The organism is Acidovorax sp. FJL06, from assembly GCF_003852545.1.
GTDB lineage: Bacteria > Pseudomonadota > Gammaproteobacteria > Burkholderiales > Burkholderiaceae_C > Acidovorax.
Map to the genome: position 1 here is coordinate 59124 of NZ_QAJR01000017.1, position 24742 is coordinate 83865.

General features: G+C 68.4%; 26 protein-coding genes. 5 read left to right on the plus strand and 21 right to left on the minus strand.

Annotated elements, in window-relative coordinates; translation table 11 throughout:
- Nucleotides 1-149: 149 nt before the first annotated feature.
- Both DBV10_RS10410 and DBV10_RS10415 read right to left on the minus strand, forming a co-directional pair.
- Nucleotides 150-629, minus strand: coding sequence for a molybdenum cofactor biosynthesis protein MoaE (locus DBV10_RS10410; protein ID WP_199740083.1), 480 nt, complete (start codon nucleotides 627-629; stop codon nucleotides 150-152).
- 48 nt (nucleotides 630-677) lie between these two features.
- Complete coding sequence (locus DBV10_RS10415) at nucleotides 678-908, minus strand: hypothetical protein (RefSeq protein ID WP_063461120.1); 231 nt, start codon at nucleotides 906-908, stop codon at nucleotides 678-680.
- An 85-nt stretch (nucleotides 909-993) separates the two neighbouring features.
- On the opposite strand from DBV10_RS10415, the gene DBV10_RS10420 reads away from it, so the two are divergent.
- Together DBV10_RS10420 and DBV10_RS10425 are read left to right on the plus strand one after the other, a co-directional pair.
- Nucleotides 994-1248, plus strand: a complete 255-nt coding sequence (locus tag DBV10_RS10420) for a hypothetical protein (RefSeq protein WP_124513277.1) — start codon at nucleotides 994-996, stop codon at nucleotides 1246-1248.
- Nucleotides 1249-1257: 9 nt separating this feature from the next.
- Nucleotides 1258-1599, plus strand: coding sequence for a hypothetical protein (locus DBV10_RS10425; protein ID WP_124513279.1), 342 nt, complete (start codon nucleotides 1258-1260; stop codon nucleotides 1597-1599).
- A gap of 14 nt (nucleotides 1600-1613) precedes the next feature.
- On the opposite strand, the gene DBV10_RS10430 is transcribed toward DBV10_RS10425, so the two are convergent.
- The 11 genes from DBV10_RS10430 to DBV10_RS10480 all read right to left on the minus strand — a co-directional run bounded on the left by DBV10_RS10430 (nucleotide 1614) and on the right by DBV10_RS10480 (nucleotide 12791).
- On the minus strand, nucleotides 1614-2801 hold the full coding sequence (locus DBV10_RS10430) for an ABC transporter substrate-binding protein (RefSeq protein WP_158616817.1): 1188 nt from the start codon (nucleotides 2799-2801) through the stop codon (nucleotides 1614-1616).
- 103 nt (nucleotides 2802-2904) lie between these two features.
- Entirely contained in the window at nucleotides 2905-4365 is a 1461-nt protein-coding gene (locus tag DBV10_RS10435) for an NAD-dependent succinate-semialdehyde dehydrogenase (RefSeq protein WP_124513609.1), read from the minus strand.
- A 71-nt stretch (nucleotides 4366-4436) separates the two neighbouring features.
- A complete protein-coding gene (locus tag DBV10_RS10440) occupies nucleotides 4437-5417 on the minus strand; it encodes a tripartite tricarboxylate transporter substrate binding protein (RefSeq protein ID WP_124513283.1) in 981 nt (326 codons plus the stop codon).
- Between the two features lie 139 nt (nucleotides 5418-5556).
- Nucleotides 5557-6372, minus strand: coding sequence for a 4-hydroxy-2-oxoheptanedioate aldolase (gene hpaI, locus DBV10_RS10445; protein ID WP_148090339.1), 816 nt, complete (start codon nucleotides 6370-6372; stop codon nucleotides 5557-5559).
- A gap of 13 nt (nucleotides 6373-6385) precedes the next feature.
- Nucleotides 6386-7189 (minus strand): 2-oxo-hept-4-ene-1,7-dioate hydratase, encoded by an 804-nt coding sequence (gene hpaH, locus DBV10_RS10450; protein ID WP_124513287.1) that lies wholly within the window; start codon nucleotides 7187-7189, stop codon nucleotides 6386-6388.
- Between the two features lie 10 nt (nucleotides 7190-7199).
- Nucleotides 7200-7655 carry a 5-carboxymethyl-2-hydroxymuconate isomerase gene (locus tag DBV10_RS10455; RefSeq protein WP_124513289.1) on the minus strand — a complete coding sequence of 152 codons (456 nt, stop codon included), beginning with the start codon at nucleotides 7653-7655 and terminating at the stop codon, nucleotides 7200-7202.
- A gap of 25 nt (nucleotides 7656-7680) precedes the next feature.
- Nucleotides 7681-8604 (minus strand): 3,4-dihydroxyphenylacetate 2,3-dioxygenase, encoded by a 924-nt coding sequence (gene hpaD / locus DBV10_RS10460; protein WP_124513291.1) that lies wholly within the window; start codon nucleotides 8602-8604, stop codon nucleotides 7681-7683.
- A gap of 18 nt (nucleotides 8605-8622) precedes the next feature.
- Nucleotides 8623-9600 (minus strand): tripartite tricarboxylate transporter substrate binding protein, encoded by a 978-nt coding sequence (locus DBV10_RS10465; RefSeq protein ID WP_124513294.1) that lies wholly within the window; start codon nucleotides 9598-9600, stop codon nucleotides 8623-8625.
- Nucleotides 9601-9831: 231 nt separating this feature from the next.
- Complete coding sequence (gene hpaE, locus DBV10_RS10470; RefSeq protein WP_124513296.1) at nucleotides 9832-11289, minus strand: 5-carboxymethyl-2-hydroxymuconate semialdehyde dehydrogenase; 1458 nt, start codon at nucleotides 11287-11289, stop codon at nucleotides 9832-9834.
- Nucleotides 11290-11331: 42 nt separating this feature from the next.
- Complete coding sequence (locus DBV10_RS10475; RefSeq protein WP_124513298.1) at nucleotides 11332-12099, minus strand: fumarylacetoacetate hydrolase family protein; 768 nt, start codon at nucleotides 12097-12099, stop codon at nucleotides 11332-11334.
- Nucleotides 12096-12791 carry a fumarylacetoacetate hydrolase family protein gene (locus DBV10_RS10480; protein WP_124513300.1) on the minus strand — a complete coding sequence of 232 codons (696 nt, stop codon included), beginning with the start codon at nucleotides 12789-12791 and terminating at the stop codon, nucleotides 12096-12098. The genes DBV10_RS10475 and DBV10_RS10480 overlap by 4 nt, the downstream gene beginning before the upstream one ends.
- Nucleotides 12792-12922: 131 nt before the next feature.
- Here DBV10_RS10480 and hpaR point away from each other — a divergent pair, with 131 nt between their 5' ends.
- On the plus strand, nucleotides 12923-13393 hold the full coding sequence (gene hpaR / locus DBV10_RS10485; protein WP_124513302.1) for a homoprotocatechuate degradation operon regulator HpaR: 471 nt from the start codon (nucleotides 12923-12925) through the stop codon (nucleotides 13391-13393).
- A gap of 167 nt (nucleotides 13394-13560) precedes the next feature.
- Nucleotides 13561-14511: an AraC family transcriptional regulator gene (locus tag DBV10_RS10490; protein WP_124513304.1), complete on the plus strand. Its 951-nt coding sequence runs from the start codon at nucleotides 13561-13563 to the stop codon at nucleotides 14509-14511.
- A gap of 91 nt (nucleotides 14512-14602) precedes the next feature.
- Here DBV10_RS10490 and DBV10_RS10495 read toward each other — a convergent pair whose 3' ends face one another.
- The 8 genes from DBV10_RS10495 to DBV10_RS10530 form a co-directional block, all read right to left on the minus strand.
- A complete protein-coding gene (locus DBV10_RS10495; RefSeq protein WP_124513306.1) occupies nucleotides 14603-15802 on the minus strand; it encodes an ABC transporter substrate-binding protein in 1200 nt (399 codons plus the stop codon).
- Between the two features lie 39 nt (nucleotides 15803-15841).
- Nucleotides 15842-16546, minus strand: a complete 705-nt coding sequence (locus DBV10_RS10500; RefSeq protein ID WP_124513308.1) for an ABC transporter ATP-binding protein — start codon at nucleotides 16544-16546, stop codon at nucleotides 15842-15844.
- A 5-nt stretch (nucleotides 16547-16551) separates the two neighbouring features.
- Nucleotides 16552-17262 (minus strand): ABC transporter ATP-binding protein, encoded by a 711-nt coding sequence (locus DBV10_RS10505; RefSeq protein WP_124513310.1) that lies wholly within the window; start codon nucleotides 17260-17262, stop codon nucleotides 16552-16554.
- A complete protein-coding gene (locus DBV10_RS10510) occupies nucleotides 17259-18296 on the minus strand; it encodes a branched-chain amino acid ABC transporter permease (RefSeq protein WP_124513312.1) in 1038 nt (345 codons plus the stop codon). The genes DBV10_RS10505 and DBV10_RS10510 overlap by 4 nt, the downstream gene beginning before the upstream one ends.
- A gap of 35 nt (nucleotides 18297-18331) precedes the next feature.
- Nucleotides 18332-19189: a branched-chain amino acid ABC transporter permease gene (locus DBV10_RS10515; RefSeq protein ID WP_124513314.1), complete on the minus strand. Its 858-nt coding sequence runs from the start codon at nucleotides 19187-19189 to the stop codon at nucleotides 18332-18334.
- A gap of 33 nt (nucleotides 19190-19222) precedes the next feature.
- A complete protein-coding gene (locus DBV10_RS10520; RefSeq protein WP_124513316.1) occupies nucleotides 19223-20479 on the minus strand; it encodes an ABC transporter substrate-binding protein in 1257 nt (418 codons plus the stop codon).
- 84 nt (nucleotides 20480-20563) lie between these two features.
- Entirely contained in the window at nucleotides 20564-22066 is a 1503-nt protein-coding gene (locus DBV10_RS10525; protein ID WP_124513318.1) for an aldehyde dehydrogenase, read from the minus strand.
- A 106-nt stretch (nucleotides 22067-22172) separates the two neighbouring features.
- Nucleotides 22173-23789 (minus strand): GMC family oxidoreductase, encoded by a 1617-nt coding sequence (locus DBV10_RS10530; RefSeq protein WP_124513321.1) that lies wholly within the window; start codon nucleotides 23787-23789, stop codon nucleotides 22173-22175.
- A gap of 152 nt (nucleotides 23790-23941) precedes the next feature.
- On the opposite strand from DBV10_RS10530, the gene DBV10_RS10535 reads away from it, so the two are divergent.
- Entirely contained in the window at nucleotides 23942-24739 is a 798-nt protein-coding gene (locus tag DBV10_RS10535; RefSeq protein ID WP_370451148.1) for an SDR family NAD(P)-dependent oxidoreductase, read from the plus strand.
- The last annotated feature ends 3 nt before the right edge of the window (nucleotides 24740-24742 follow it).

A 24742-nucleotide genomic window follows, 5' to 3' on the forward strand; every position in this document is an offset into this window, starting at 1 on the left:
CCCCCTGGCCTGCCATTGACCTGCGTCAGTGATTCACCACGGCGCACGGCCCACCGCCGCTACCATTTCAATAGCTGATACCGCTTTACCTGAGGGCGATAGAGCCCTATTTCACTCACATCCACGGCAGCAGCGCGGCCCCTGCAGTCTCAGGCGGCATTGCCCAGCGCAATGCCCCAGCGCGCCAGCGCGGCGTCGTCGCTCACCCGCGCGTCCACCCAGCGGGCGCCCTGGGCGGTTTCTTCCTTCTTCCAGAACGGTGCCTGGGTCTTGAGGTAGTCCATCAGGAACTCGCAGGCCTGAAAACTCTGGCCCCGGTGGGCGCTGGTCACGGCCACCAGCACGATCTGGTCCAGCGGCTGCAGCAGCCCGACGCGGTGGATGACCCGGGCGCCGAAGATGTCGAAGCGACGGAAGGCCTCATCCACCATGGCCTCGATGGATTTTTCGGTCATGCCCGGGTAGTGCTCCAGCTCCATGGACGCCACCTGGTCCCCTTCATTGCGGTCACGCACCGTGCCCACAAAGCTGCACACGGCGCCCACGCCCTTGTTTTCGCGGCGCAGCGCCGCCACCTCGGCGGACAGGTCGAAGTCTTCGGTCTGGATGGAAACGCGGGGCACGGTCATGGCGAAAAACTCTCTACTGGACGGACGACGGCAAAGGCGAACGGGCAATCAGGGCGAACGGTGCAGCCGGGGCGCGGCCAGCAGCGCGCGCTCTTCCTCGACCACCTTGTGCAGCTGTGCCAACGAAGGGGACGGTGGCAATTCGGCCAGCAGGGTTTGCAGGCGGGTGACATCACCGACCGTGGGCGCCACCTTGATCTGCGCGATGGCGGCGGCCACATTGCCGCCTCGCACCAGCGCCAGCACTTTGGCCGGCCATTCGCTTTTGTTTCGTGCCATAAATAGGTAAAAAGGTTTGTCTGTAGGATTCGCCCGCACTGTACCCGCACTGCAGCCCCCTTTGAACAGGCTCGCACCAACGACCATGGCCACACAAACGATTCAGACCGATCTGTACAAGCTCTACCCCTCGCCGCGCAACCAGCACCGCGACGTTTTCGAGCACCAGGTTTTTGTTCCCTACCCCTACGCCATCATCGACCTGGAGGTGATGGAGCTGGCCGGCAAGACCACGCTGTTTGCGGCCTGCCGGCTGTCGGACATGAAGATGGGCCAGCTGGTGAGCTTCGAGCTGGCCGCAGACCAGGCCAGGTTCGAGCGCCTGTTCACCCCCGACTGAAGGGCGCCCATGGACGACGACAACCAGATCCACGTGCCGCCTTCGTTCATGGCGGTGTACAGCGACACGCGCCAGCGCCTGACTGAAAAGCCCGCCGTGGTGCGCACCCGCTACGAGCTGTGCGAAGACCTGGCCGGCCACCTGGTCGAGCATGCGCAGACGCTCTACCACGTGCAGGCGCCGTCCGAGGCCGAGATCCTGCGGCGCATCCACGCCGGGCTGTGCACGGCCGAATCGGGCGTCTCGGTGCCCGAGGCCACCTGGATCACCACCCGCCTGGCCGAGCTGCTGAACTGGCCCTGCCCCGAGCTGCTGGTGCCGCTGCCCTCACCCACCGACGCCACGGGCTGAGGCCTCCCGGGGCCTTATTTGGTGAACCGCCCGTCGCGCCCCATCATCAGCAGGTCCACAAACTTGCCGGAGTTGTGCTGGCTGGCGGACAGTTCCACGGGATAGCCGCCCAGGCTCACGCTCTTCATCGACTCCATGGCCTGCACCAGGCTGGCCCGCGTGGGCTTGGCCCCGGCGCGCTGCAAGGCCTCCACCAGAAAGCGGGCCGCGATGAACCCCTCCATCTGGCTGAACGTGAACTCGGTGAGGCCCCGGGCCTTGGCCAGCCCCTGGAATTCCCGCGAGATGGGCATGCTCAGGTTCCACGGCGACGGCACGACCTGGGAGACCACCACGCCCCGCGCCCGCTCGCCCAGCGCCTGCACGAGCTGGGCATTGCTGATGGCCGACAGCATGTAGAACGTGCTGCGGTGGCCTGCGTTCAGGTAGGCGTCCACAAAGTCCACGCTGGGCTTGCCAGCGCTGATCACTACGATGGCCTGCGGCGACTGCCTGGCCACCACCGCCACTGCATCGGCCATCTTCGAGCCGTCCACCTCCAGCGGAGCCTGGGCAAGCAGGGCCACGTTGTGCGCTTTCACGGACTTCTCGACGGCGGCCAGCCCGCCCGTGCCGAACGGGTTGTTCAGGTACACCGCTGCAATGCGCGAGATGCCGACCGAGGCCAGCTGCTTCACGGTGGCATCAAGCTCAGCCGCGTAACCCGCCTTGATGTTGAAGACATAGCGGCTGTTCGCTTGCCGCAAGGCATCGGACCCGGTGAACGGCGCAATGAACGGCACCCCCCGCGCCTCGGCGATCGGCAAGGCCGCCAGCGCCGGTGGGGTGCCGGCGTACTGGAACAGCGCGAGCACCTTGTCCTCGTCGATCAGCCTGCGGGTGTTGTCTGCGGCCTGCTTCGGGTCGTAGGCATCGTCCAGGGCCACCACCCGGATCTTGCGCCCCCGCACGCCGCCTGCGGCATTGACCTGGTCGAAGCAGAGGCTCGCCCCCAGGCGCACCTCGTGGGTCAGCGCCGACAGCGGCCCGCTGAGCTGGCCCGACTGGCCTATGACGATCTCGCTGTCCGTCACGCCCGCCATGTCTTGCCCCTGGGCCGGAGCGCCCGCCAGGCCCAGGGCCAAGGCAGCCGCAACAAGGCCGGCACGGACGCCGTTGGAGGACGATGGTAAAAGTCGAAATGCTGCCCGCAGCTTGCGCATGTTGTCTGTCTCCGGGTGTTGATGTGGTTTCGCTTTGATCGCCCCTTGCACTGCGCATGCCCCCGAGGGAGAAAGGCGCGCAGCGGCCCCGGGGGCCCGGGCCTCACACCCCGCCCATGCACAGGTACTTGGTGTCCACGTACTCCTCAATGCCATGCGCCGAGCCCTCGCGCCCCATGCCCGACTGCTTGACGCCGCCGAACGGGGCCACCGCCGTGGAGATCACGCCCGCATTGATGCCCACCATGCCGTACTGCAGCGCGCCGCTGACCCGCCAGACCCGCCCCACATCGCGCGAGTAGAAGTAGGCCGCGAGACCAAACTCGGTGTCGTTGGCCATCTGGATCGCCTCGGCCTCGGTGCCAAAGCGGAACAGCGGCGCCACCGGGCCGAAGATTTCTTCGCGCGCCATGCGCATCTCTGGCGTGATGTCGGCCAGGATCGTGGGTTCGTAGAACGTGCCGCCCAGCGCGTGGCGCTGCCCGCCCGTGACAACGCGGGCGCCCCGGGCCTTGGCATCGGCCACCAGCTCCTCCACCTTGGCCAGCGAGGCCTCATCGATCAGTGGGCCCTGGTCCACACCCTCCTCCAGGCCGCTGCCCACCTTCAGCGCAGCCACGGCGCGGGCCAGCTTGTCGGCGAAGGCGTCGTAGACGCCGTCCTGCACCAGCAGGCGGTTGGCGCACACGCAGGTCTGCCCCGTGTTGCGGTACTTGGAGGCCATGGCCCCCTGCACGGCCGCGTCCAGGTCCGCGTCGTCGAACACGATGAAGGGGGCGTTGCCCCCCAGTTCCAGCGACATCTTCTTGAGCGTGGGCGCACATTGCGCGGCCAGCACACGGCCGATTTCGGTCGAGCCCGTGAACGTGAGCTTGCGCACCACGGAGCTGGCCGTGAGTTCCGCGCCGATGGGCCGCGCATCGCCGGTGATGACACTGAACACCCCCGCCGGCACGCCGGCCCGCGCCGCGAGTTCGGCCATGGCCAGCGCCGACAGCGGCGTCTGCGTGGCCGGCTTGACGATGATGGTGCACCCCGCCGCGAGCGCCGGCGCCACCTTGCGCGTGATCATGGCGGCCGGAAAGTTCCAGGGCGTGATGGCGGCGCAGACGCCCACCGGCTCGCGCGTCACGACGATGCGCTTGTCCAGCCAGGGCGAGGGAATCACCTCGCCATAGATGCGGCGGGCTTCTTCGGCAAACCACTCGATGTAGGACGCCGCGTAGGCGATCTCGCCCCGGGCTTCGGCCAGGGGCTTGCCTTGCTCGCTGGTCATGATCAGGGCCAGGTCCTCCTGGTGCTGCAGCACGAGCTCGAACCAGCGGCGCAGGATGCGCGCGCGGTCCTCGGCGGTGCGCGCCTTCCACGGGCCAAACGCCCGGTCGGCAGCCGCGATGGCGGCCCGGGTCTGGTCGGCGCCCGCGTTCGGGATGGTGCCAATCAGCGCGCCATTGGCGGGGTTGTTCACATCGAGCGTGGCGCCGTTGGCGGCATCGACCCATTGGCCGTCGATGTAGCAGCGGGCCTTGAGCAGGCTGGGGTCCTGGAGTGCAATGGTGTGCATGGTGGCGTAGCGGTCTGGGGGCGGTGGTGTGAGGGGCATGGCGGGAGTGGCGGGCGTGGCTGGCGTGTGGGTCACTCCAGCTTCAGGCCGATGTCCTTGATGAGCTTGCCCCAGCGCGCGCGCTCGGCCGCGGCAAAGGTGTTCATCTGCGCGGGCGTGCCGGGCATGGCTTCCACGCCCAGGGCCTGGAAACGTGCCTTCACCGGCGTGGAGTTCAGCGCGGCCTGCAAGGCCGTGCTCAGGCGCTTGATTTCTTCGGGCGGCGTGGACGCATGGACCGACATGCCCTGCCAGGCAAACGCCTCGAAGTCCTTGAGGCCCTGCTCCATCAGCGTGGGCACCTCGGGCAGCGTGGCCATGCGCAGGGCGCTGGCCACGCCAATGGCGCGCAGGTTGCCGCCCACGATGTTCGGCATGCCCCCTGCCGACTCGACGAACATGAACGGAACCTGCCCGCCCATGATGTCCTGGATGGCCGGCGTGACTCCGCGGTAGGGCACATGGGTCATGTTCAGCCCGGTCTGCTGGCGCAGCAGCTCCATGGTCAGGTGGTGGGGCGTGCCCGCGCCGGGCGATGCATAGTTGACGCCGCCGGGCTGCGCCTTGGCCCAGGCCAGGAACTCCTTGAAGTTCTTGACGGGCAGCTTGGGCGACACCACCAGGATCAGCGGGAAGCGCACCAGCATGCCCACCGACAACAGGTCCCGGTCGGCGTTGTACGACAGCTTGCTGTACAGCCAGGGGTTGGTGGCCAGCACGGCATAGTCGCCCGTGAGCAGCAGGTTGGCCGGGGTGGACGAGCGCGCCACATAGTCCGCGGCGATGTTGTGCGCTGCACCGGGCTTGTTGACCACTACGATGGTCTGGTTCAGCGTCTTGCTCATCTGGTCGGCCACGGTGCGCGCCACGATGTCGGTGCCGCCTCCGGCCGCCATACCGACCACCCATTCAAGGGGGCGCTTGTCCTGCGCCAGGGTGGCCAGCGGCAGGCCGCTGAGGGACATCGCAGCGGTGCACAGGGCCGCGCGGCGGGAGAGATTGAATGTGGACATGGGGTGTCTCCTCACAGGGGATGGTTGAAAAAACAGGCCGGCTTGGTGGCTGGCTCGGGGGAAACCGGAAAAAGGCTGCGCTGCGGGCGCTGCCTGCTGCAGTGCCCGGTGCGGGGTTGTCTGTGTGTGGATGGGCCTGTCAGTAGGGGTTGCCGCCGCCGGCCAGGGGCACTGGCGCTGACACCGGGTTGCGGCCAAAGCTGCGCGCCAGCTCGGTGGCGCTGCGCACCAGCAGCGTCGTATCCACGCCCACCGCCACGAACAAGGCACCCGCATCCAGGTAGCTCTGGGCCAGCTGGCGGTCCGCCATCAGGATGCCGGCCGCCTTGCCGGCCGCACGCACGGTGGCAATGCCCTCCAGGATGGCGCGTTGCACGGCGGGGTGGCTGGCCTGGCCCCGGTAGCCCATCGCGGCCGACAGGTCCGCCGGGCCGAAGAACACCCCGTCCACGCCGTCGGTCGCGGCGATGGCCTGCAGGTTCTGCATCGCCAGCGGGGTCTCGGCCTGCACCAGCAAGCACATCTCGCCGTTGGCGCGGTTCAGGTAGTCCTCCACCTGGTTCCAGCGCGAGGCCCGCGCCAACGTGGCGCCCATGCCCCGGATGCCTTCGGGCGCATAGCGCATGGCGCGCACCATCAGGGCCGCCTGCTCGGGCGTATCGACCATGGGGATGAGCAGGGTCTGTGCGCCCACGTCCAGGTACTGCTTGACCAGCGCCACATCGGCCTGCACCGGGCGCACCACGGGGTGCACGGGGTATGGCGCCACGGCCCGCAGCTGGTCGAGCACGCTGCGCACGTCGTTGGGCGCATGTTCGCCGTCCAGCAGCAGCCAGTCAAAGCCGCAGCCGGCCAGCGCCTCGGCGGCGTTGGCATCGGCCAGTCCGACCCACAGGCCAATTTGTGGCCGGCCCTCGCGCAGCGCGTTGCGAAACCGGTTGTTGGGGATCTGCATCATGGCAAAGGCCTCAGACAAAGCGGAAGGACACGGAGCCCAGCGGGCCATAGTCGGCGTGGAAGCTGTCGCCCGCCACCGCCGCCGTGGGGCGCGTGAACGAGCCCGCCAGCACCACATCGCCCGCGTTGAGCTGCTCGCCGTAGGGCGCGATCTTGTTGGCCAGCCAGGCCACGCCATTCGCTGGGTGGTTGAGCACGGCGGCGGCCAGGCCGCTTTCCTCGATCACGCCGTTCTTGTGCAGCAGCGCGCCCACCCAGCGCAGGTCCACGTCCAGGGGCTTGACGGGGCGACCGCCCAGCACGATGCCGGCATTGGCGGCAAAGTCCGAGATGGTGTCGAAGACCTTGCGCATCACGCGGGTCTCGCGGTCGAACTGTTCGATGCGCGAATCGATGATCTCGATGGCGGGCACCACGTAGTCGGTGGCCGAAAGCACGTCGAACAGCGACACGCCTGGGCCTTTCAGGGGCTTGCCCAGGATGAAGGCCAGCTCCACCTCCACGCGCGGCGCGATGAAGCGCCCTGCGGGGATGTCGCCGCCGGCATCGAAGAACATGTCGTCCATCAGCGGCGCATAGTCGGGCTCGGTGATCTGGCTGGCGATCTGCATCGCCCGCGAGGTCAGGCCGATCTTGCGGCCCCTAATGGTGCGGCCCTCGGCCAGCTCCAGCCGCACCCATTCGCGCTGGATGGCGTAGCCGTCCTCAATGGTCATCTCGGGGTATTGCAGCGAGAAGTGGCGCAGCTGCGTGCGGGTCTTGCGCGCCTCTTGGAGCGCGCGCGCCAGGGCGCCCACGGTGTCTTGTGAAAGCATGGTGTTGTGCCTAGCCATGGGCCGGCTTGTGGAACAGGGGGTGGATGGAGCTGTGTTTGGCGTCGAACACCTCGGGACCTTCATCGATCTGCAAGGTGATGCCGATGTGGCGCGACGCCAGCAGCGCGGAAAAATGGGCCTGTGCCGCCGCCTCCAGCGCGCGGCCCACGGACAGGTGGGTGGCGCTGCCACGGCCACGGCCCATGCGCAGGTTGAGGTAGACGAAGGCATAACCCGCACCGTCCCCCGCCGCCAACCCGGCGGCCCCGTCATCGGCCACGGCATAGTGCGCCGCCGGGTAGGCCAGCACGCGCACGCCGCCCGTGGGGAACACCGGCTTGCCGGCTTCGTCCACCTGGGCGCACAGGGTCTGGGCCAGCGCGCAGCACAGCGCCGCCATGTCGCTGCCGCCTTGTGCAGCGGGCTGGTCCAGATTGGGGGTGTAGAGGATGACCAGGTGGGGCATGGCGCGGCTCCGGCTCAGTTGCGGATCACAGGCGGCTGAAAGCCTGGTAGCCCGAGGCCGAGGAGGCCTGCGCCGCCGGAATCGCACGCCCCGTCTGCGGCGTGACCGGGAACACGGCGTTGATCTGCCCCGTGCCCGAGGCGCCGAAGTACGGCGTCACCACCTCCGCCTGGCCCGCGTACTCCGACCAGCCCAGTGCGCCCACCAGCATGGCGGTGTCGTGCATGAACCCTTCGCCGTGGCCCTTGGCCGCGTACTCGGGCAGCATCTCGCAGAACGTGGCCCAGTCGCCCGCCTGCCACATCTCGATGACGCGGTGGTCCAGCGTCTCCAGAAAAGGGCTCCAGATCTTCTGGGCAAACTCGGGGGCCAGGCCGTTCTGGGCGAAGCGGTGGCTCAGGCTGCCGCTGGCCAGGAAGGCCACGGTGCCGTCGTACTGCTCCTCGATGGCCCGGCGCATGGCCCAGCCCAGGCGCGCGCTGTCGGCCAGGTAGTGCACCTGGCACAGGGCCGACACCGACACCACCTTGAAGTACTGGTCGGCGTTCATGTAGCGCATGGGAACCAGCGTTCCGTACTCGGGCGCCAGCGTGGTCGCGGGGTGGGCCAGGGTCTCCACGCCCTGTGCGCAGCAGGCTTTGGCCAGCAATTGCCCCAGCTCCGGGTTGCCGGGGAACGCATAGTCCAGGTTGCTGATGAAGTGGGGCAGCTCGTTGCTGGTGTACACCCCCTGGAACTGCGGCGCGCAGTTGATGTGGTAGTTGGCATTCACCAGCCAGTGCGTGTCGAACACCACGATGGTGTCCACGCCCAGCTCCCGGCAGCGGCGGCCAATTTCGATATGGCCGTCGATGGCGGCCTGGCGGAACCCTTTTTGCGGGCCCTCCAGTTCGCTCAGGTACATGGAAGGTACGTGGGTGATTTTGGCTGCCAGTGCGAGTTGTCCCATTCTTGGTTCCTGCCTTTCTCAGTTGTCCAGTTGGATGTTGGCCTTGCGGGCGATGGCCGCGTACTTGGTGATCTCGCTGCGCAGGAAGTCCGCAAACTGCCCCGGCGTGCCGGGCTGTGCGGCAATGCCGCCCTGCGCAAACGCCTGCACGACGGCGGGGCTGGCCAGGGCCTTGCCGACCTCGGTGTTCATGCGCTGCACCACGGCGTCGGGCGTGCCGGCGGGTGCCAGCAGCCCGCTCCAGGAGTTGGATTCGAGCGGCGTGCCTTGTTCGGCCAGGGTCGGGATGTCGGGGGCATGGGCCGAGCGCTGCGCCGTGGCCATGCCCAGCGCCACCAGCTTGCCCGACTGCACATGGCTGCGAAACTCCGGCCAGTTGCCGAACATCACGCTCACCTGCCCACCCAGCAGGTCGGCCAGCGCCGGCCCCTGGCCCTTGTAGGGCACGTGGATCAGGTCCACGCCCAGCTGCTGCTTGAGCAACTCGCCCGACAGGTGCGCAGACGTGCCGTTGCCAAACGAGGCATAGCTGAGCACGCCGGGGCGCCGCAGGGCCTGCTGGCGCAGGTCCGCCAGCGTGCGCAGGCCGCTGCCCGGGTGGGTGGCCAGCACATGCCCCGACAGACCCATGAGCGCCACGGGGCGCAGGTCTTCTAGCGTGTTGTAGGGCAGCCGCTTGACCAGGCTCTGGTTGGCCGCGAAGCTGTTGGCCACGGTCACGAAGCTGTAGCCGTCGGGCGCCGCCTTGGCCACCGCATCCACGCCGATCACGGTGCCGGCGCCGGGTTTGTTGTCCACCACCACGGGCTGCGCGAGGGACTTGGCCAGCTCCAGCGCGACCAGGCGCGTCACGAAGTCGGTGGTGCCGCCGGGTGCGAAGGGCACGACGATCTTCAGCGCCCGCGTGGGCCAGGCAGCCTGGGCTTGGGCCCGCCAGGGCATGGCGGCCCATGTGGCCGCGGCGCCCAGCAGGGTGCGTCGGTGGATGGCGGTCATGGGGGTGTTGTCTCCGTTGTCGTGGTTCTTTTCTGCAGCGGGTCGGCGCGGTGGCATCTCAGTTATCCATAGCGCTCGCTGCGCACACCCACAGCCCATGAAACTGGCGCGACCCAGGCCAGTGCCCCCGTGCAAGGGCCGCCCCGCCGCACCGGGGGCGTCCCCCTCCCGTATTGCGCAGCAATACGAGAGAGGGGGGAAGGCGCGAAGCGACTCAGGGGGTGCTTCATCTCAGACGCCCCAGTGCGGAATGTGGTGGCTGCCCATCGACACCGCAATGTTTTTGGGCTCCAGGAACACCTCGTAGCTCCAAGTGCCGCCTTCGCGCCCCGTGCCGCTGCCCTTGGTGCCGCCGAAGGGCTGGCGCAGGTCGCGCACGTTCTGGCTGTTGACGAAACACATGCCCGCCTCGATGCCGGCCGCCACGCGGTGCGCCCGGCCGATGTTCTCGGTCCAGACGTAGCTCGACAGGCCGTACTGGATGTCGTTGGCCAGGCGGATGGCCTCGGCCTCGTCCTCGAACGGGATCAGGCAGGCCACGGGGCCGAAGATCTCGTCCTGGGCGATCTTCATGCGGTTGTCCACGTCCGCGAACACCGTGGGCAACACGAAGTTGCCCTTTTGCAGGTGGGCCGGCAGCTCGGGCGTGCCGAGGCCGCCGCACAGCAGGGTGGCGCCCTCCTTGGGGCCCAGCTCGATGTAGCTGCGCACCTTGGCCAGATGGGCCTGGCTGATCATCGGGCCGACGATGGCTTTTTCATCGAGCGGGTCCCCCACCACGATGCGGCGCGCGCGCGCCGCGAACTTCTCGGCGAAGTCGGCATAGATGGACTTCTGCACCAGGATGCGCGAACCGGCGGTGCAGCGCTCTCCGTTGTTGGAGAAGATCATGAAGAGGGCAGCGTCGAGCGCACGATCAAGGTCGGCATCGGCAAACACCACGAAGGGGCTCTTGCCGCCCAGTTCCATGCTGAACTTCTTGAGGCCGGCGGCCTGCACGATGCGGTTGCCCGTTGCGGTGGAGCCGGTGAACGAAATCGCGCGCACATCGGGGTGGGTGCACAGGGGCTCGCCCGCGTCCTTGCCATACCCATGCACCACGTTCAGCACACCGGCCGGAATGCCGGCTTCGAGCGCCAGCTCGCCCAGGCGCGCGGCCGTCAGGGGCGACAGCTCGCTCATCTTGAGCACTGCCGTGTTGCCGAAGGCGAGCGCGGGGGCCACCTTCCAGGTGGACGTCATGAAGGGCACGTTCCAGGGCGAGATCAGCGCGCACACGCCCACGGGGTGGAACAGCGTGTAGTTCAGGTGGGTGGGCGTGGGGTAGGTGTGGCCGTCCACGCGGGTGCACATCTCGGCAAAGTAGTAGAAGTTGTCGGCGGCACGCGGAATCAGCGCCTTGCCGGTCTGGCCGATGACCTGGCCCGTGTCCTTGGTTTCGGTCAGTGCCAGCGCGGGCACCTCGGCCGCGATCAGGTCGCCGAGCTTGCGCACAAGCTTGGCGCGTTCGGGGGCGGGCAGGCCGGCCCATGCGGGAAAGGCGTCCTTGGCAGCGGCCACGGCGGCATGGACTTCGGCCTCGCCACCACGGGCCACCTCGGCCAGCACCTCCTGCGTGGCGGGGTTGACGGTCTCGAAGTATTCGCGGCTTTCGACGGGTTTGCCGCCGATCAGGTGTTGGATGCGCATGAAAGGAATCTCCAGGATGCAGGGATTTTTTAGGGAGGGAAATCAGCGGCCGAAGGTTTCGTCGCCCACGATGGTGTTCACCAGCCGGCCAATGCCGTCGATCTCGGTGACCACCTCGTCGCCCACGTTGACGTTCACCACGCCTTCGGGCGTGCCCGTCAGGATCACGTCGCCCGCGCGCAGCGTCATGAAGCTGCTCAGGTACTCGATCAGCTCGGCAATGTCGTTGACCATGTTGCCGGTGCGCCCCTGCTGCACCACCTGGCCGTTGACCAGGGTGCGCAGCCGCAGATCGTGCGGGTCGGGCACATCGGCCGCATCCACGAACCAGGGGCCCAGCACGGTGCAGGTGTCGCGGTTCTTCACGCGCAGGTTGGGTCGGTACCAGTTCTCCAGGTAGTCGCGGATCGCGTAGTCGTTGCACACCGTGTAGCCCGCCACATGCCGCAGCGCGTCGGCCTTCTTCACGCCCCGGGCGGTCTTGCCGATCACCACCGCGAGTTCACACTCGTAATGCATGAAGGCCACATCGGCCGGCCGGCGTGTCTGGCCGTTGTGGCCGATCAATGCGCCCGGGCCCTTGAGGAACACCAGGGGTTCGTCCTTCGTGGTCACGGTCAGCTCGCCCGACAGCTCCTTGAGGTGGTCGGCATAGTTCAGGCCCAGCGCGATGACGGTGCCCACCTCGAACGGTGGCAGCCAGATCACCTCGCCCTGCTCCAGCACGCGGCCATCGGCCAGGCGGATCTGCTCGCCGTGGGGCGTTGCCTCGTGAATCGCGCCTGCATAGGCCACCCTTGCCTTCTTCATGGCGAGACTCCTTCTTTCACAAACCGGTTGTCGAGCTGGCCCAGGCCCTCGATCTCGATGCGCACCTGCTGGCCTGCGCGCACGCGCGGGGCCCCGGCGGACACCCCCAGCAAAAGCACGTCGCCGGGCGACAGGGTCATGAACTCGGTGACATCGGCCAGCAGGCGCGCCACCGTGCGCCGCCGCTCGCCCGTGGTGGTGCTGTGCACGAGGGCATCGTCCACCCAGACACGCACCTCCAGGACATCGGGGTTGCCCACCGCGCCGCAGGGCACCACCGCAGGCCCGGTGGGGCAAAAACCATCGCGCGCCTTGAAACGGATCGAGGGCCGGTAGAACAGGTCATGCGGCACGCTGATGTCGTTCACGATGGTGTAGCCCGCCACATGGGCCAGCGCCTGCTCCGGCGCCACGCGGCACGCGGTGCGGCCGATGACGATGCCCAGTGAAGCACCGATCTCCAGCTCGGGGGCATCAGCGGGCACCACCACGGCATCCCCATGGCCCGCCAAGGTGTTGCGCGGCTTGATGTACAGCACCGGCGCCTGGGCAGGCGCCTTGTAGGGCGGCTGCTCGGCAGCAGCCCCGAGCGCGGCAATGGCGGGCCCGTGGTTGAGCAGGGTTCCGTACACCACCCCGGACAGCCGGTAGGGCGCTACGTCGAACTCCAGATGGCGTGGGTCTGAATGCATGGCGATTAATTGCTAATATGTGAGTATCTTATTTGCTAACATGTTAGTAAGTCAACGCCTGTCGCTTGTTTTTTGTCCGGGTTTACACGGGTGCCCAGGCCCCCGGCCCGTTTCGAGGATGATTCACGTTTATGGACTCACAACCACTGGACCTCGTCCACCACCGCAACCTGCCACTGCTGTTCCTGCAGGCCCGCGAGAGCGTCTTTGCACGCTTCAAGCCCATCCTCAACACGGCCGGCCTCACCGAGCAACAGTGGCGCGTGGTCCGTGCGCTGCTGGACCATGGGCCGCTGGAGCCCCGCCAGATCGGCGACATCTGCCGCCTGTCGAGCCCCAGCCTGGCCGGCATCCTGGCGCGCATGGACGACCTGGGCCTGGTGCTGCGCGAGCGGCTGGAAAACGACCAGCGCCGGGTGCGGGTGTCGGTCACCCCCAAAGGCCAGGCCCTGGCCGCCAGTCTGGCGCCCACCATCGAGGCCACCTACCGCGAGCTGGAAAACCAGCTGGGTGTCGAGTTCATTGCGCACCTCTACACCACGCTGGACGAAGTGATTGCCAAGCTCGGCACGGCCGCCGACAGCGAAGACGGCAACTGGTAGCCCGGCGCGCCACGCCGTTGCCCGGGGGCGATGCGCCTGGACCTGCCTCTCCCTGCCCGGCCCGCTCGAAAACCCGCAGTCCGCAGCGGGTGGTTTTGTGATGGAATCACGCGCTCTTTTCCGAGCGCTGCAAGCCCGCGAAGAATGGGCCCCAATGGAGACACAGCATGAAATGCGCGACCCACGAAACCCATGGTTTGCCGCTGCGGCAACAGCTCCAGCAATGGCAGTCGGCCTCGGACCATTACTTTGGCCCCTTGCAGGCGCAGGCCATGGGCGACGAGCCCTTTGATGCGCGCATGAAGGCCTGGGAGGCCGGTGCATTGCGCATGCTGACCATCGACGCCCCCGCCCACCGCATCCTGCGCGACCGCGCAGCCAGCGACCCGCGCCACGACAGTTTCAAGCTGCTGCTGCAGCTCAAGGGCGTAAGCGAAATCCGCCAGCGCGACGCGAATTTCAGCCTGCAACCCGGCGACTGGAGCCTGTACGACCCGCGCGTGCCCTACACCATCACTTCGCAGGAATCGATCCGGCAGCTGGTGGTGCAGATTCCGCGTGGCAAGCTCGGTCACCTGCCGCTCGGATCGCTGCACACCTGCGAAGCCGATGCCCCCGAACTGCGGGCCCTGCACCAGGTGCTGTCGTCGTTTCTGGGCGCATTGGCAGCGCAGCTGAGCACCCTGCCCGACACCGTGGGCGAGCCCCTGTCGGAAACCACGCTGGGCCTGCTCGCGCAGGCGCTGCAGGCCCAGCGCGGCGATGCGCCCGAACGCATGCCGCTGCCCGAGGCGATGCGAGCGCGCGTGCGGCAGTACATCCAGAGCCACCTGGACGACGCCGACCTGACCGTGGAGCGCATCGCGCAGGAAATGCGCTGCTCCAAGCGCTATCTGCATACCCTGTTCCAGGGTGAAGCCCACACGCTGGATCGCCAGATATGGCTGTCGCGGCTCGAACGCTGCAAACAGGCCCTGGTGGGTGCCAACACGTCGAAGGTCTCTATTTCAGCGCTGGCCTATCGCTGGGGCTTTAACAGCAACGCGCATTTCTGCCGCCTGTTCAAGCAGGAGTTCGGCTGCACACCGAGCGAGTTTCTGAAGCGCGGCATTCACTGAGCCCTTCCTCCCCGCCACGGGGCGCGCTGCCTCGCTGCGCGCGGGTGGTCGGCGCGCGTGTCGAAGGGAAGTTGACCCGTTGCCCAGACAGCTATTCCGGCACCACGATCCAGCTATGGTGCGCGATACGCCAGCGGCCGTTGTCCAAGCGTACCGGCAGCGTCGCCCGGTTCGGGTTGTGGGTGTCGCCCTCACCGAACTGGAACGGCGTGCCGGCTGAGGCCAGCTCCATCGGGGGCATCTGCTTGAAGGCTTCGGTAATGCTCGCGCGGGTGATCTCGCCCTGGATCCCGCGCAGCACGCGCACGAACACCTGCGCCGCCATGTAGCCGCCCTGCGAGAACGACGACAGCGGCACCTTGCCGCCTCGCATCACCGCCCGCCAGTCGCTGAGCCAGCCCGAGCGGCTGGACCAGGGCTCGAACTCCGACATCGCGTAGATGGGGCTGGCGGTGGCATCGCCGAGCACGCTGGCCACCCGGTCGGTATAGGCCGGTGTGAGAAAAATCCGTGGCATCACGGTCACGTCGTGCAGACCGCGGCCAGCCTGCATCCATCCGATGACCATGGGTTCGACCCCGGTGTAGACGACGGCGTCACAACGCTCGCGCACGACCTGCTGCCACAGCAGAGCGGGGTCGGTGCCACCAGTGAAGACAGCCACCAGCGCTGGCTTTCGGCCGACACGCTGCGACCAGTCCGCGATCACACGCTGGTACGCGGGCACCGTGCCCTGCAGTTCGAGCAGCAGTACGCAGGGCCGCTGGCGCTTCAGGACGTCGACGGCAAACTGCAGTGCCGTGGCGACCGACAGATACGGCCCCGTGTTGACGGGGGCAATGTTCGCCGACTCAAAGCAGGCCGGCTCCACACCCGTGCCCTGGATCGACACAACGCCACGGCGTGCATATTCCGCGGCATTGGCGGCGCAATCGACGATGCTGGCACTGCCCACCTGCGCCACCACGTTCAACGTGCCAACCAGCTTGCGCGCCGCCTGCCGCGCCTGCTCGGGCTCCCCCTTGTCATCTTCGACAACCAGCTTCAGGGGTCGGCCCTGCACGCCGCCTGCGGCATTGATCACCTCGAAATATGCGCGCACCGCGTCGGTGGATTCCGGGAAGGCCACCGGGCCGCTGAGGCTGCTGATCGCACCGACCACGATGGGTGGCCGAGGTGCGGCCTGCGCCAGTGCCCGGTCCGTACACAGCAGCAGAGATACGGCCAGCGACAGCCCCCTCCATGCGCTTGGGTACGCAGGCACCGATCGGCCCGTTGGCTTGTCTTTCATGCTGTTCCCTCGTGGACGGGTTGCCTTGTCGGGGCGGGCTCAGGCCGCCAGATAGCTGCTGTGCAGGATGTCCGGCTGCTCGCGCAGGGTCTGTGCGGGGCCGCCAAACGCCACCCGCCCCCGCTCAAGCACATAGGCATCCTGCGACACCGCCAGGGCCACACTGGTGAACTGCTCGATCAGCAGCACCCCCACGCCCTGCGCCGCCACCTGCTGCACCAGCGCCACCAGCCGCTTGACCACCGTGGGCGCGAGCCCCAGCGACAGCTCGTCGAGCACCAGGTAACGTGGCCGCGCGATCAGGGCCTGCGCCACACACACCATCTGCTTCTGCCCCCCAGAGAGCGAGCGGCCCAGTGCGTTCAGCTTCTCCGAGAGCTCAGGCATCACCGCCAGCACACGGTCTACCTCTGCCTGCACCTGGCGTGCGGGCCAGGCCGTGGCTGCGGCGCGCAGGTTGTCGCGCACCGACAAGTCCCCGAGCACGCGGTGCCCCTCGGGCACCACCGCCACCCCCGCGGCGCGCACCGCCTCGGGCCTGCGCCCCGACAGCGCCGCCCCGTCGAGCTCGATGCTGCCGGACACCAGGGGCAGCGCCCCCGCCAGCGCCATGACCAGGCTGGACTTGCCCGCCCCGTTGGCCCCCACCAGCGCGGTGATCTGCCCGGGCGCCACCTGCAGCGACACCCCATGCAGCACGTTCTTGCCACCACGCTGCACCACCAGATTGTTCATACTCAGCATGGTTTTCACTCCTCCGTACCGAGGTAGGCGCGGCGCACCGCAGGGTCTTCAAGCACCTCATGCGTCGGGCCCAGTGCCAGGCGCTGGCCGAAATCCAGCACCAGGGTCTGCGTGCAGGTCGCCTTGATGAGGTCCACGTCATGGTCGATCAACAGCACCTGCGCACCGCAGAAATCCTGGATGCCCAACAGCGCACGGCGTAGGAAGACGGCCTCCTGTTCGGTCAGGCCCGCACCGGGTTCGTCGAACAGCAGCAGGCGGGGTGCGCCCACCAGGGCCTTGGCCACCTCGACCATGCGCCGCTGGAACAGGTTCAGCCGGGCCCCCAGCACCGTGGCCACAGGGGTCAGACCCACGTAGTCGATCACGCGCCCCACCTCGGCCTTGGCGCGCGCGCGCTCGTGCGGCACATGGTCCAGCATGGCCAGCACATTGCTCCACACATCCAGATCCTCCACCACCTGCTCGGTCTGGAACGAACGCCGCAGCCCGAAGCGCACACGCTGCGCCGGCGTGAGGGCCAGCAGGTCAGCGCCGTCCACCGCGATGTGGCCGGTGCGCGGCTGCACCAGCCCGCTGAGTACATTGACCAGCGTCGTCTTGCCCGCACCGTTGGGGCCGATGAGGCCACACACCGGGTGGTCCAGCACCGCATCCAGCTGTGTGAGGGCCTTGACGCCGCCAAACTGCACCGTCAGGTTGCCGATGGCGATCATGGGGCGCTCCCTGCAGCCCAGCGGGCCCGCACGCAGTTCAGAAGGCCGAGCACCTGCCCGGCCACGCCCTCCTGCGCCGTGATCAGCGCATGCAGCAAGGCCGCGCCAAAAAAGACCATGGCCAGAAAGCCGTTGACGTTGAAATCGGTCAGCAGCGACGGCACCGCACGCAGCAGCAGGCCCGCGATGAGGGCGCCCAGCCAGTGGTGCACGCCCCCCACCACCGACAGCGCGAACAGCATCACCGACTCGCTGGCCCCGAAGGCCCGCCCGTCCAGCTGCCCCACCCCACCTGCCAGCAGGGCACCGCCCACACCGGCACAGAAGCCGGCCAGCGCGAAGGCCCAGGTCTGGTAGAGCAGCACGTTGACCCCGGCCCCCACGGCGGCGGCCTCGCCCCGGCGGATCAGCGCCCAGGAGCGGCCCGCGCGCGTGCGGCGGTGCAGCTCGATGAGCGCCAGCACGGCCGCCAACCACAGCGCCACGTAACGCAGGTAGGCAGAGTCGGAGGTGGCCACCGCCGGGCGCGCCATCAGCAGGCGCTCGCTCCCCTCCACCCGGCCCAGCCAGCCCGGGCCGCCGTCCGGAAAACCCACGACCGTGATCACCACCTGAAAGCCGCCGGCGAGCATGAGGGTGACCAGGGCCAGGTACAGCCCCTTCAGGCGCAGCGCCGGCAGGCCCGCCAGCATGCCCACCAGTGCCGACACCAGGCCCGCCGCCAGCACACACAGCTCGAACGGCAGCCCGCTGCCGTGGCTGATGCGCAGCGCCACCCAGCCGCCGATGCCCAGCAGTGCGAACTGGCACAACGACACCAGGCCCAGCTGGCCGTAGAGCAGCCCCACGCCCGCAGCCGCCACCGACAGCGCAAGGGCTGAGCTGAAGGTCTTGGTCCAGTAGGCGTTGGCCAGCCAGGGCAGCACGGTGCCGAGCACCAGCAGCGTGCCCAGCATCACCAGCAGCGCGCGCAGCCGCTGGCGCCGCACCCGGTCCAGCGCGGCCTCCAGCGCATCGAGAGGGGGACTTGTCATGGGACTACTTGCAATCAAGGAGATGGGCGTCATGCCTAGGCCACGCGGGTGTTCGATGGATGGAAAGCGATCATGAGCAGCGCGACCAGGAAGGGCGTCGCGCTGCGGAAGGCGGCAAGGCCGGGGACCACGATGGCCACAGCCTCCAGCACGCCGATGAGGATGCCCCCCACCACCGTGGCGGGCAGCGACTCCAGCCGGCCGATGATGGCGGCGGCAAATGCGGGGATCACCAGGAAGGTCAGCAGCGTGGCCTGCAGGCGCACGATGTTGGCCAGCAGCAGGCCACACACGCCCGCGAAGGCGCCGCTGAGCACCCAAGCCACCGTGTCCACCTGCAGCACGCGAATGCCCAGCAGCGCGCTCAGGTCGCGGTCGGTGGCCAGCGCCCGCATCTTCAGCCCCACCCGCGTACGCGCCAGCAGCAGGCCGATGCCCGCCATCATCGCCACCGCGAGGGCCAGGCCGATGACCCGGGTATAGGTCAGGCGCACGTCGGCCAGCTCCAGCGCCCCGGCATCGGTGGGCAGCACCAGGCGCCGGGGCTGCTCGCCCCAAAACCATTCGGTGAAACCCAGCACCACCAGCGCAAACCCCAGCGTGCCGATGCCCCGGATGGTCGGGTTGCGCTGCGCCAGGTGCGGCGCGATCAGGCGGCCGTAGGCCAGCGACAGCGCCATGGCCACCACCATGCTGGCCACCCAGGCCAGCACCTGCGGCCAGCCGGCCTCCAGCATCGACCAGGCGACATAGGCCCCCAGCGCACCGAGTGCGCCGAACGCAAAGTTCAACACCCCGGACGAGCGGTACAGCACCACCAGCCCCACCCCGGACAGCGCGTAGACCGCGCCCACACCGAGGCCGGAGATCACAAAAGGCAACAAGTCAGGCATGGCAAGCAATCCTGGTCACATCACAGTGCGGTGTCACTTCAGGCCGAGCTTTTTCTCGTCGGCGCGCACATCGACCAGCTCCGGGTCGTCGGCCGTCAGGCAGCCCTTGGAGACGGCGGTGAAGCCGTTGCCATCGACCACCACCATGGGCCCTGCGTTGTTGGCGTTGTGGCGGCTGCCGGCGCCCACGTAGAAGGGGTTGCACAGGATGTCGCTGCGGAAGTCGCCCACCTTGCGCAGCGCCTCGGTGACGGAGGCGCGGTCGATCTTCTTGGGGTCCATCTTGAGCAGCGTTTCCGTGAGCAGCCGGGCCGCCAGGTAGCCGGCCTGCGAGAAGGTGTCGCGCGGATCGGTCTTGGCGCCATGGGAGTTCATGACGGCCTGCCAGTTCAGGTTGTCGGGCCCCTGGGACTCCAGCGGGTTGAACTCCAGGTTGACGGCGAAGTTCTTGTTCCAGTACGGGCCGATGGCCTTGGGCACATCGGCGCTGTAAGCCGGCGCCGCGGAGACGAAGTGGATCTTCTTGCCCAGGTTCTGCTGCTCCGCTGCAGCCAGCATGGGCACGAGGATGCCCTTGGGCACGTTCATGATGATGGTGTCGGGCTTCTTGGACGCCGCCTGCAGCATCACCGAGGTGGCGTCGGCCGAGCCCGGGTCGATGGCGATGGTCTCGACCTCGACGCCATGGGCCTTGCCCCAGGCCTTGGGCCCTTCGCAGGCCCAGTTGCCCAGGCTCGGGATGTTGGGGATGATGCAGACCATCTTCTTGCTTTGGTAGGCCTGCGCGGCATACATCGCGGCGATGGTGGCGCTGATGCGCGGGCCGGAATTGACGGGCACATAGTTCTTCGCGTTGAAGCATTCGCGCGGCACGCCGGTGCCGGCCACCACCATCACGCCTTCGTCGGCGTACATCTTGGCGTTGGCGCCGCACTCCACAAAGCTGGTGTTGCCTGCCAGCGCCACCACCTTGCGGTCCTTGACGAGTTTGCTGGCCACCTGCGCGGCCGTCTCCGGGTTCCACTGGTCGTCGGCAACGAGGTACTCCACCGGGCGGCCGTGGATGCCGCCGTTCTCGTTCACGCACTTGAAATAGGCTGCGGCCGCCTGTGCCGACGAACTGAAATCGTCCGGCCCCGTCTTGCCGACCACGGCCCCGATGGCAATGGGTTCGCCGCTGGCTTTTTTGCCATTGCCCAGGCCGCACTTGGATTGTGCGAAGGCGCCCGAGGACGCGAAGGATGCGGCCAGGGCCACGGCCGACAGCGCGGCGATGCGATGGATGTTCATGGTGTTTGTCTCCTTGGTTTGTGGTTTGTCGTCTGTCATTTCGTCAAGGCCTTACGGCCTGGTGCATGCCAGTCACATGGCCCATCACACGGCCATGCACACGCTCTTCAATTCGGTGAAGCCTTCGACGGCCGCACGCCCGAGGTCGCGCCCCGTCCCCGACTGCTTGATGCCGCCCAGGGGCAGCCCGGCGTCCAGCACGTTGTGCGCGTTCACCCACACCACGCCCGCCTGCAGGCGGGGCACGATGCGGTGGGCATGGGACAGGCTCTGGGTCCACAGGCTGGCGGCCAGCCCGTAGGGGGTGTCGTTGGCGGCGGCGATGGCGTCTTCCACGTCGTCGAATGGCGCCACCGCCAGCACGGGGCCGAACACCTCTTCCCGCACCACACGCATCTGCGCCGTGGTGTCGGCAAAAATCGTGGGTTGCACAAAACAACCGGCGTCGTGAACGCGCGCACCGCCAGCCACCAGCGTGGCGCCCTCGGCCTTGGCCGATGCGATGAAATCCATCACACGCGCGAAATGCGTCTTCGAGGTCAGCGGCCCGAACTGCGTGGCCGCATCGAAGCCGGAGCCGATCTTCATGCCCTCGGCAATGCCGGCCAGCTCGTCCAGCACGCGGCGGTACAGGCTGCGGTGCACCAGCAGGCGCGAGCTGGCGGTGCACACCTGCCCCTGGTGGAAAAAGATGCCCATGGCAATGCCCTGCGCCACCTGCGACGGGTCGGCGTCCTCCATCACCACGGCCGGGCTCTTGCCGCCCAGCTCCAGCGTGAAGCGCGCCATGTGCTCCACCGCCGCATGCCCCACCACCTTGCCCACGGCCGTGGAGCCGGTGAAGCTGAGCTTGCGCACGCCCGGGTGGGCGATCAGCGCCGCACCGGCCGTCGCGCCGCGCCCGCACACCACGTTGAGCACCCCTTCGGGGATACCGGCCTCCAGCGCCAGGTGCGCCAGGCGCAGGGCCGTGAGCGGCGTGTCTTCCGAGGGCTTGAGCACCACCGTGCAGCCGGCGGCCAGCGCGGGGGCGATCTTCCACAGCGCGATCGCGAGCGGGAAGTTCCAGGGCACGATGGCGCCGACCACCCCCACCGGCTCGCGGCGCGTGTAGGTGACCCACTGCGGGCCGGGAATGGGGATGGAGTTGTCGAGCGTCTGGCCTTCGAGCTTGGTGGCCCAGCCCGCCATGTAGCGCACGAACTCGGCACCGGCATCGACATCGATCGCACGCGCAACCACTTGCAGCTTGCCGCTTTGCAGCGTCTCCAGCGCGCTCAGCTCGTCGGCATGGCGCTCGATCAGCTCCGACAGCTTGAACAGCAGCTTCTCGCGGTCGGCGGGGCGCAGGCCGCGCCAGGCATCGCTGCCAAACGCACGCTGGGCGCTGGCCACGGCGCGGGCTATGTCTGCCGCATCGCTGTCGGGCGCCTCGGCCACCACCATCTCGGTGGCTGGGTCGGTCACGGGAAGCCAGCGGCCCGACAGCGCAGGGCCGCTCACACCGCCGATGACGTTGCCGACACGGCGCTCGGACAGGAACTTGGCGCCTTGGAGCTGCTGGCTGGAAAGATCAAATGGGTTCATGGTGGGGGTGGTGGTGGGTGCGGCAAAAAAGAGAAGTTCAGTCTAGGCAGCACCGGCCTTGCGCCCTTGCCCCAGAGCGCAGCCGGTGTTGCCTGTGCGCGCATGTTCAAGCGGCCTGCAGCGCAAACTCCGCGCAGCGCTCGGCCAGCATGATGGTGGGCGCGTTGGTGTTGCCGCTCACGATGCGCGGCATGATGGACGCATCCACCACGCGCAGGCCNNTGGGCATCACCGATGCATCACACACACGCAGCCCCGCCACACCCCGCACGCGCAGCTGTGTGTCCACCACCGATGCGGCATCGCCGCCCATGCGGCAGGTGCCTGCGGGGTGGTAGACGGTCTTGGCATGCGAGCGCACATGGGCCTCGATCTGCGCGTCGCTGAGCGTGGCCTCGGCACCGGGCAGCAGTTCGTGCTCGACCACCTCCGCGAGCGCCGGCGCCCGCAAGATCCTGCGCGCCAGCTTCACGCCGCGCACCAGCGTGTCCACGTCGGCCTGTGCGCGCAGCGCCCCCGCATCGAACAGGATGGGTTGCGCCGGATCGGGGCTGCGCAGCGACACCGAGCCCCGCGACTGCGGGCGCAGAAAACACGGATTGATCGACAGGCCGTGGCCCGGCAGGGGCTCGCGCTCCACATCGCCCACCAGCACCGGCAGCACGTGGAACTGCACGTCGGGGCGGCCCGTTCCCAGGGTGTCCACAAACCCGCCAGACTCGACGACATTGGAGGTGAGCAGCCCGCGCCGCAGCAGCTGCCACTGCAGCCCATGGCGCAGCGCGCGCAGCCCCCGGTCCTGCCCCAGCAGGCTGATGGGCCTGCGTGTGCGCGCATAGACGCTCACTTCCAGATGGTCCTGGTAGTTCTGCCCCACGCCCGGGCTGTCGGCGTGCACCGGGATGCCCAGCCTGTGCAGGTCCTCGCCCGGGCCGATGCCCGAGAGCATGAGCAGCTGGGGCGATGCCAGCGCGCCCGCGCACAGCAGCACGTCCCGCGCGCAGCGCAGCTGCTGCAGTTGCCCCGCCTCCAACAACTCGACGCCCACGGCCCGCCCCGCCTCCACCAGGATGCGGCGCACCTGCACGCCCGTGCGCACCACCAGGCGTTCGTCGCGCCGCACCGCCGCCAGGTAGGTGGCCGCCGTGGAGCCGCGCTCGCCCCGGAAGGTGGTGGACTGGTAGAAGCCCACCCCAGCCTGCTCGACCCCATTGAAGTCCGGATTGGCGGGCAGGCCCGCCTGCTGCGCGGCGGCCACGAAGGCCGCGCTGAGCGGGTGGCGAAAACGCGGCTCGCTGACCTGCAGCGGCCCGTCGCGTCCGTGCAGGGGCCCGGCATACCGCTCGTTCGACTCCGCCCGCACAAAGGCGGGCAACACGTCGCTCCAGCCCCAGCCCGCGCAGCCAGCGTCGCGCCAGCTGTCGTAGTCGGCCGCCTGGCCACGGATGTACACCATCGCATTGAGCGAGCTGCCGCCCCCCAGCATGCGCCCCTGTGGCACATGCATGCGGCGCCCGTCGGCATGGGGCTGGGGCTCGCTGGTGTAGTCCCAGGAGCGCTCGGTGCCGATGACCCGCACAAAGGCGGCGGGCATGCGCACGAAGGGGTGCTCGTGGGTCGGCCCGGCCTCCAGCAACAGCACGCGCCGCCCCGCGCGCACCAGGCGGTGCGCCAACACACAACCGGCGGAGCCGGCACCAATGATGATGTGATCGAAGTTCATGGCGGCCAGTGTGGGCCGGCCCCTGCGCGCCGTAAACGGCGAACGCTGCTGCGTGCGTTGCCGGTCAACAGTTTGTGCGCTGACAGCGAACCGCGCTGCGAGGGGGCGTTACTAGACTCGATCCGTTCCAACTCACACAAGGTGTTCAGCCCATGTCAATCAACGAGTTCGAAGGCAAGGTGGCCTTCATCACCGGTGGCGGCACCGGCATCGGCGCGGCGGTGGCGCGCCAGTTCGTGGCGGCCGGCGGGCGCGTGGTGCTCATGGGCCGCCGGCGCGAGCCCCTGCTCGCGGTGGCCGAGCCGATCGGTGGGCTGGTGGTGGCCGGCGATGCCGCCAACGCGCAGGACGTGCGGGCCGCCCTGGCCGAGGCACGCGCGCATTTCGGCGGCATCGACGTGCTGGTGGCCAACGCCGGCGGCCATGGCGTGGGCGAGCTCACGGCCACCGACGACGAGGCCTGGCACATGGCCACGCGCCTGAACCTGGATACCGCCTTTGTCTGCGCCCGTGAGCTGATGCCCGGGCTGATCGAGCGGCGCGGCAACGTGGTCGTGCTCTCGTCCCTCGCCGGGCATTTCGCCGGGCCCGGCGTGGTGGGCTATGTGACGATGAAACACGCGCTCATCGGTTTCACGCGCTCGCTTGCACGGGACTACGGCCGGCATGGCGTGCGCACCAACGCGGTCTGCCCGGGCTGGGTGCGCACCGCGATGGCCGATGAGCAGATGCAGGTGCTCATCGACAAACACCAGCTCGCCGATGTCGATGCGGCCTACGCCCTGGTGGCGCGCGACGTGCCGCTGGGCCGCGCGGCCGAGCCCCACGAGGTGGCCGATGCCGTGCTCTACCTCGCCTCCCCGCGCGCGAGCATGGTCAACGGTACCTTCCTGATGGTGGATGGCGGCGCCTCCGCCGTCGACCTTCCCACCGTTGCCTTCGCCCACTGAAAG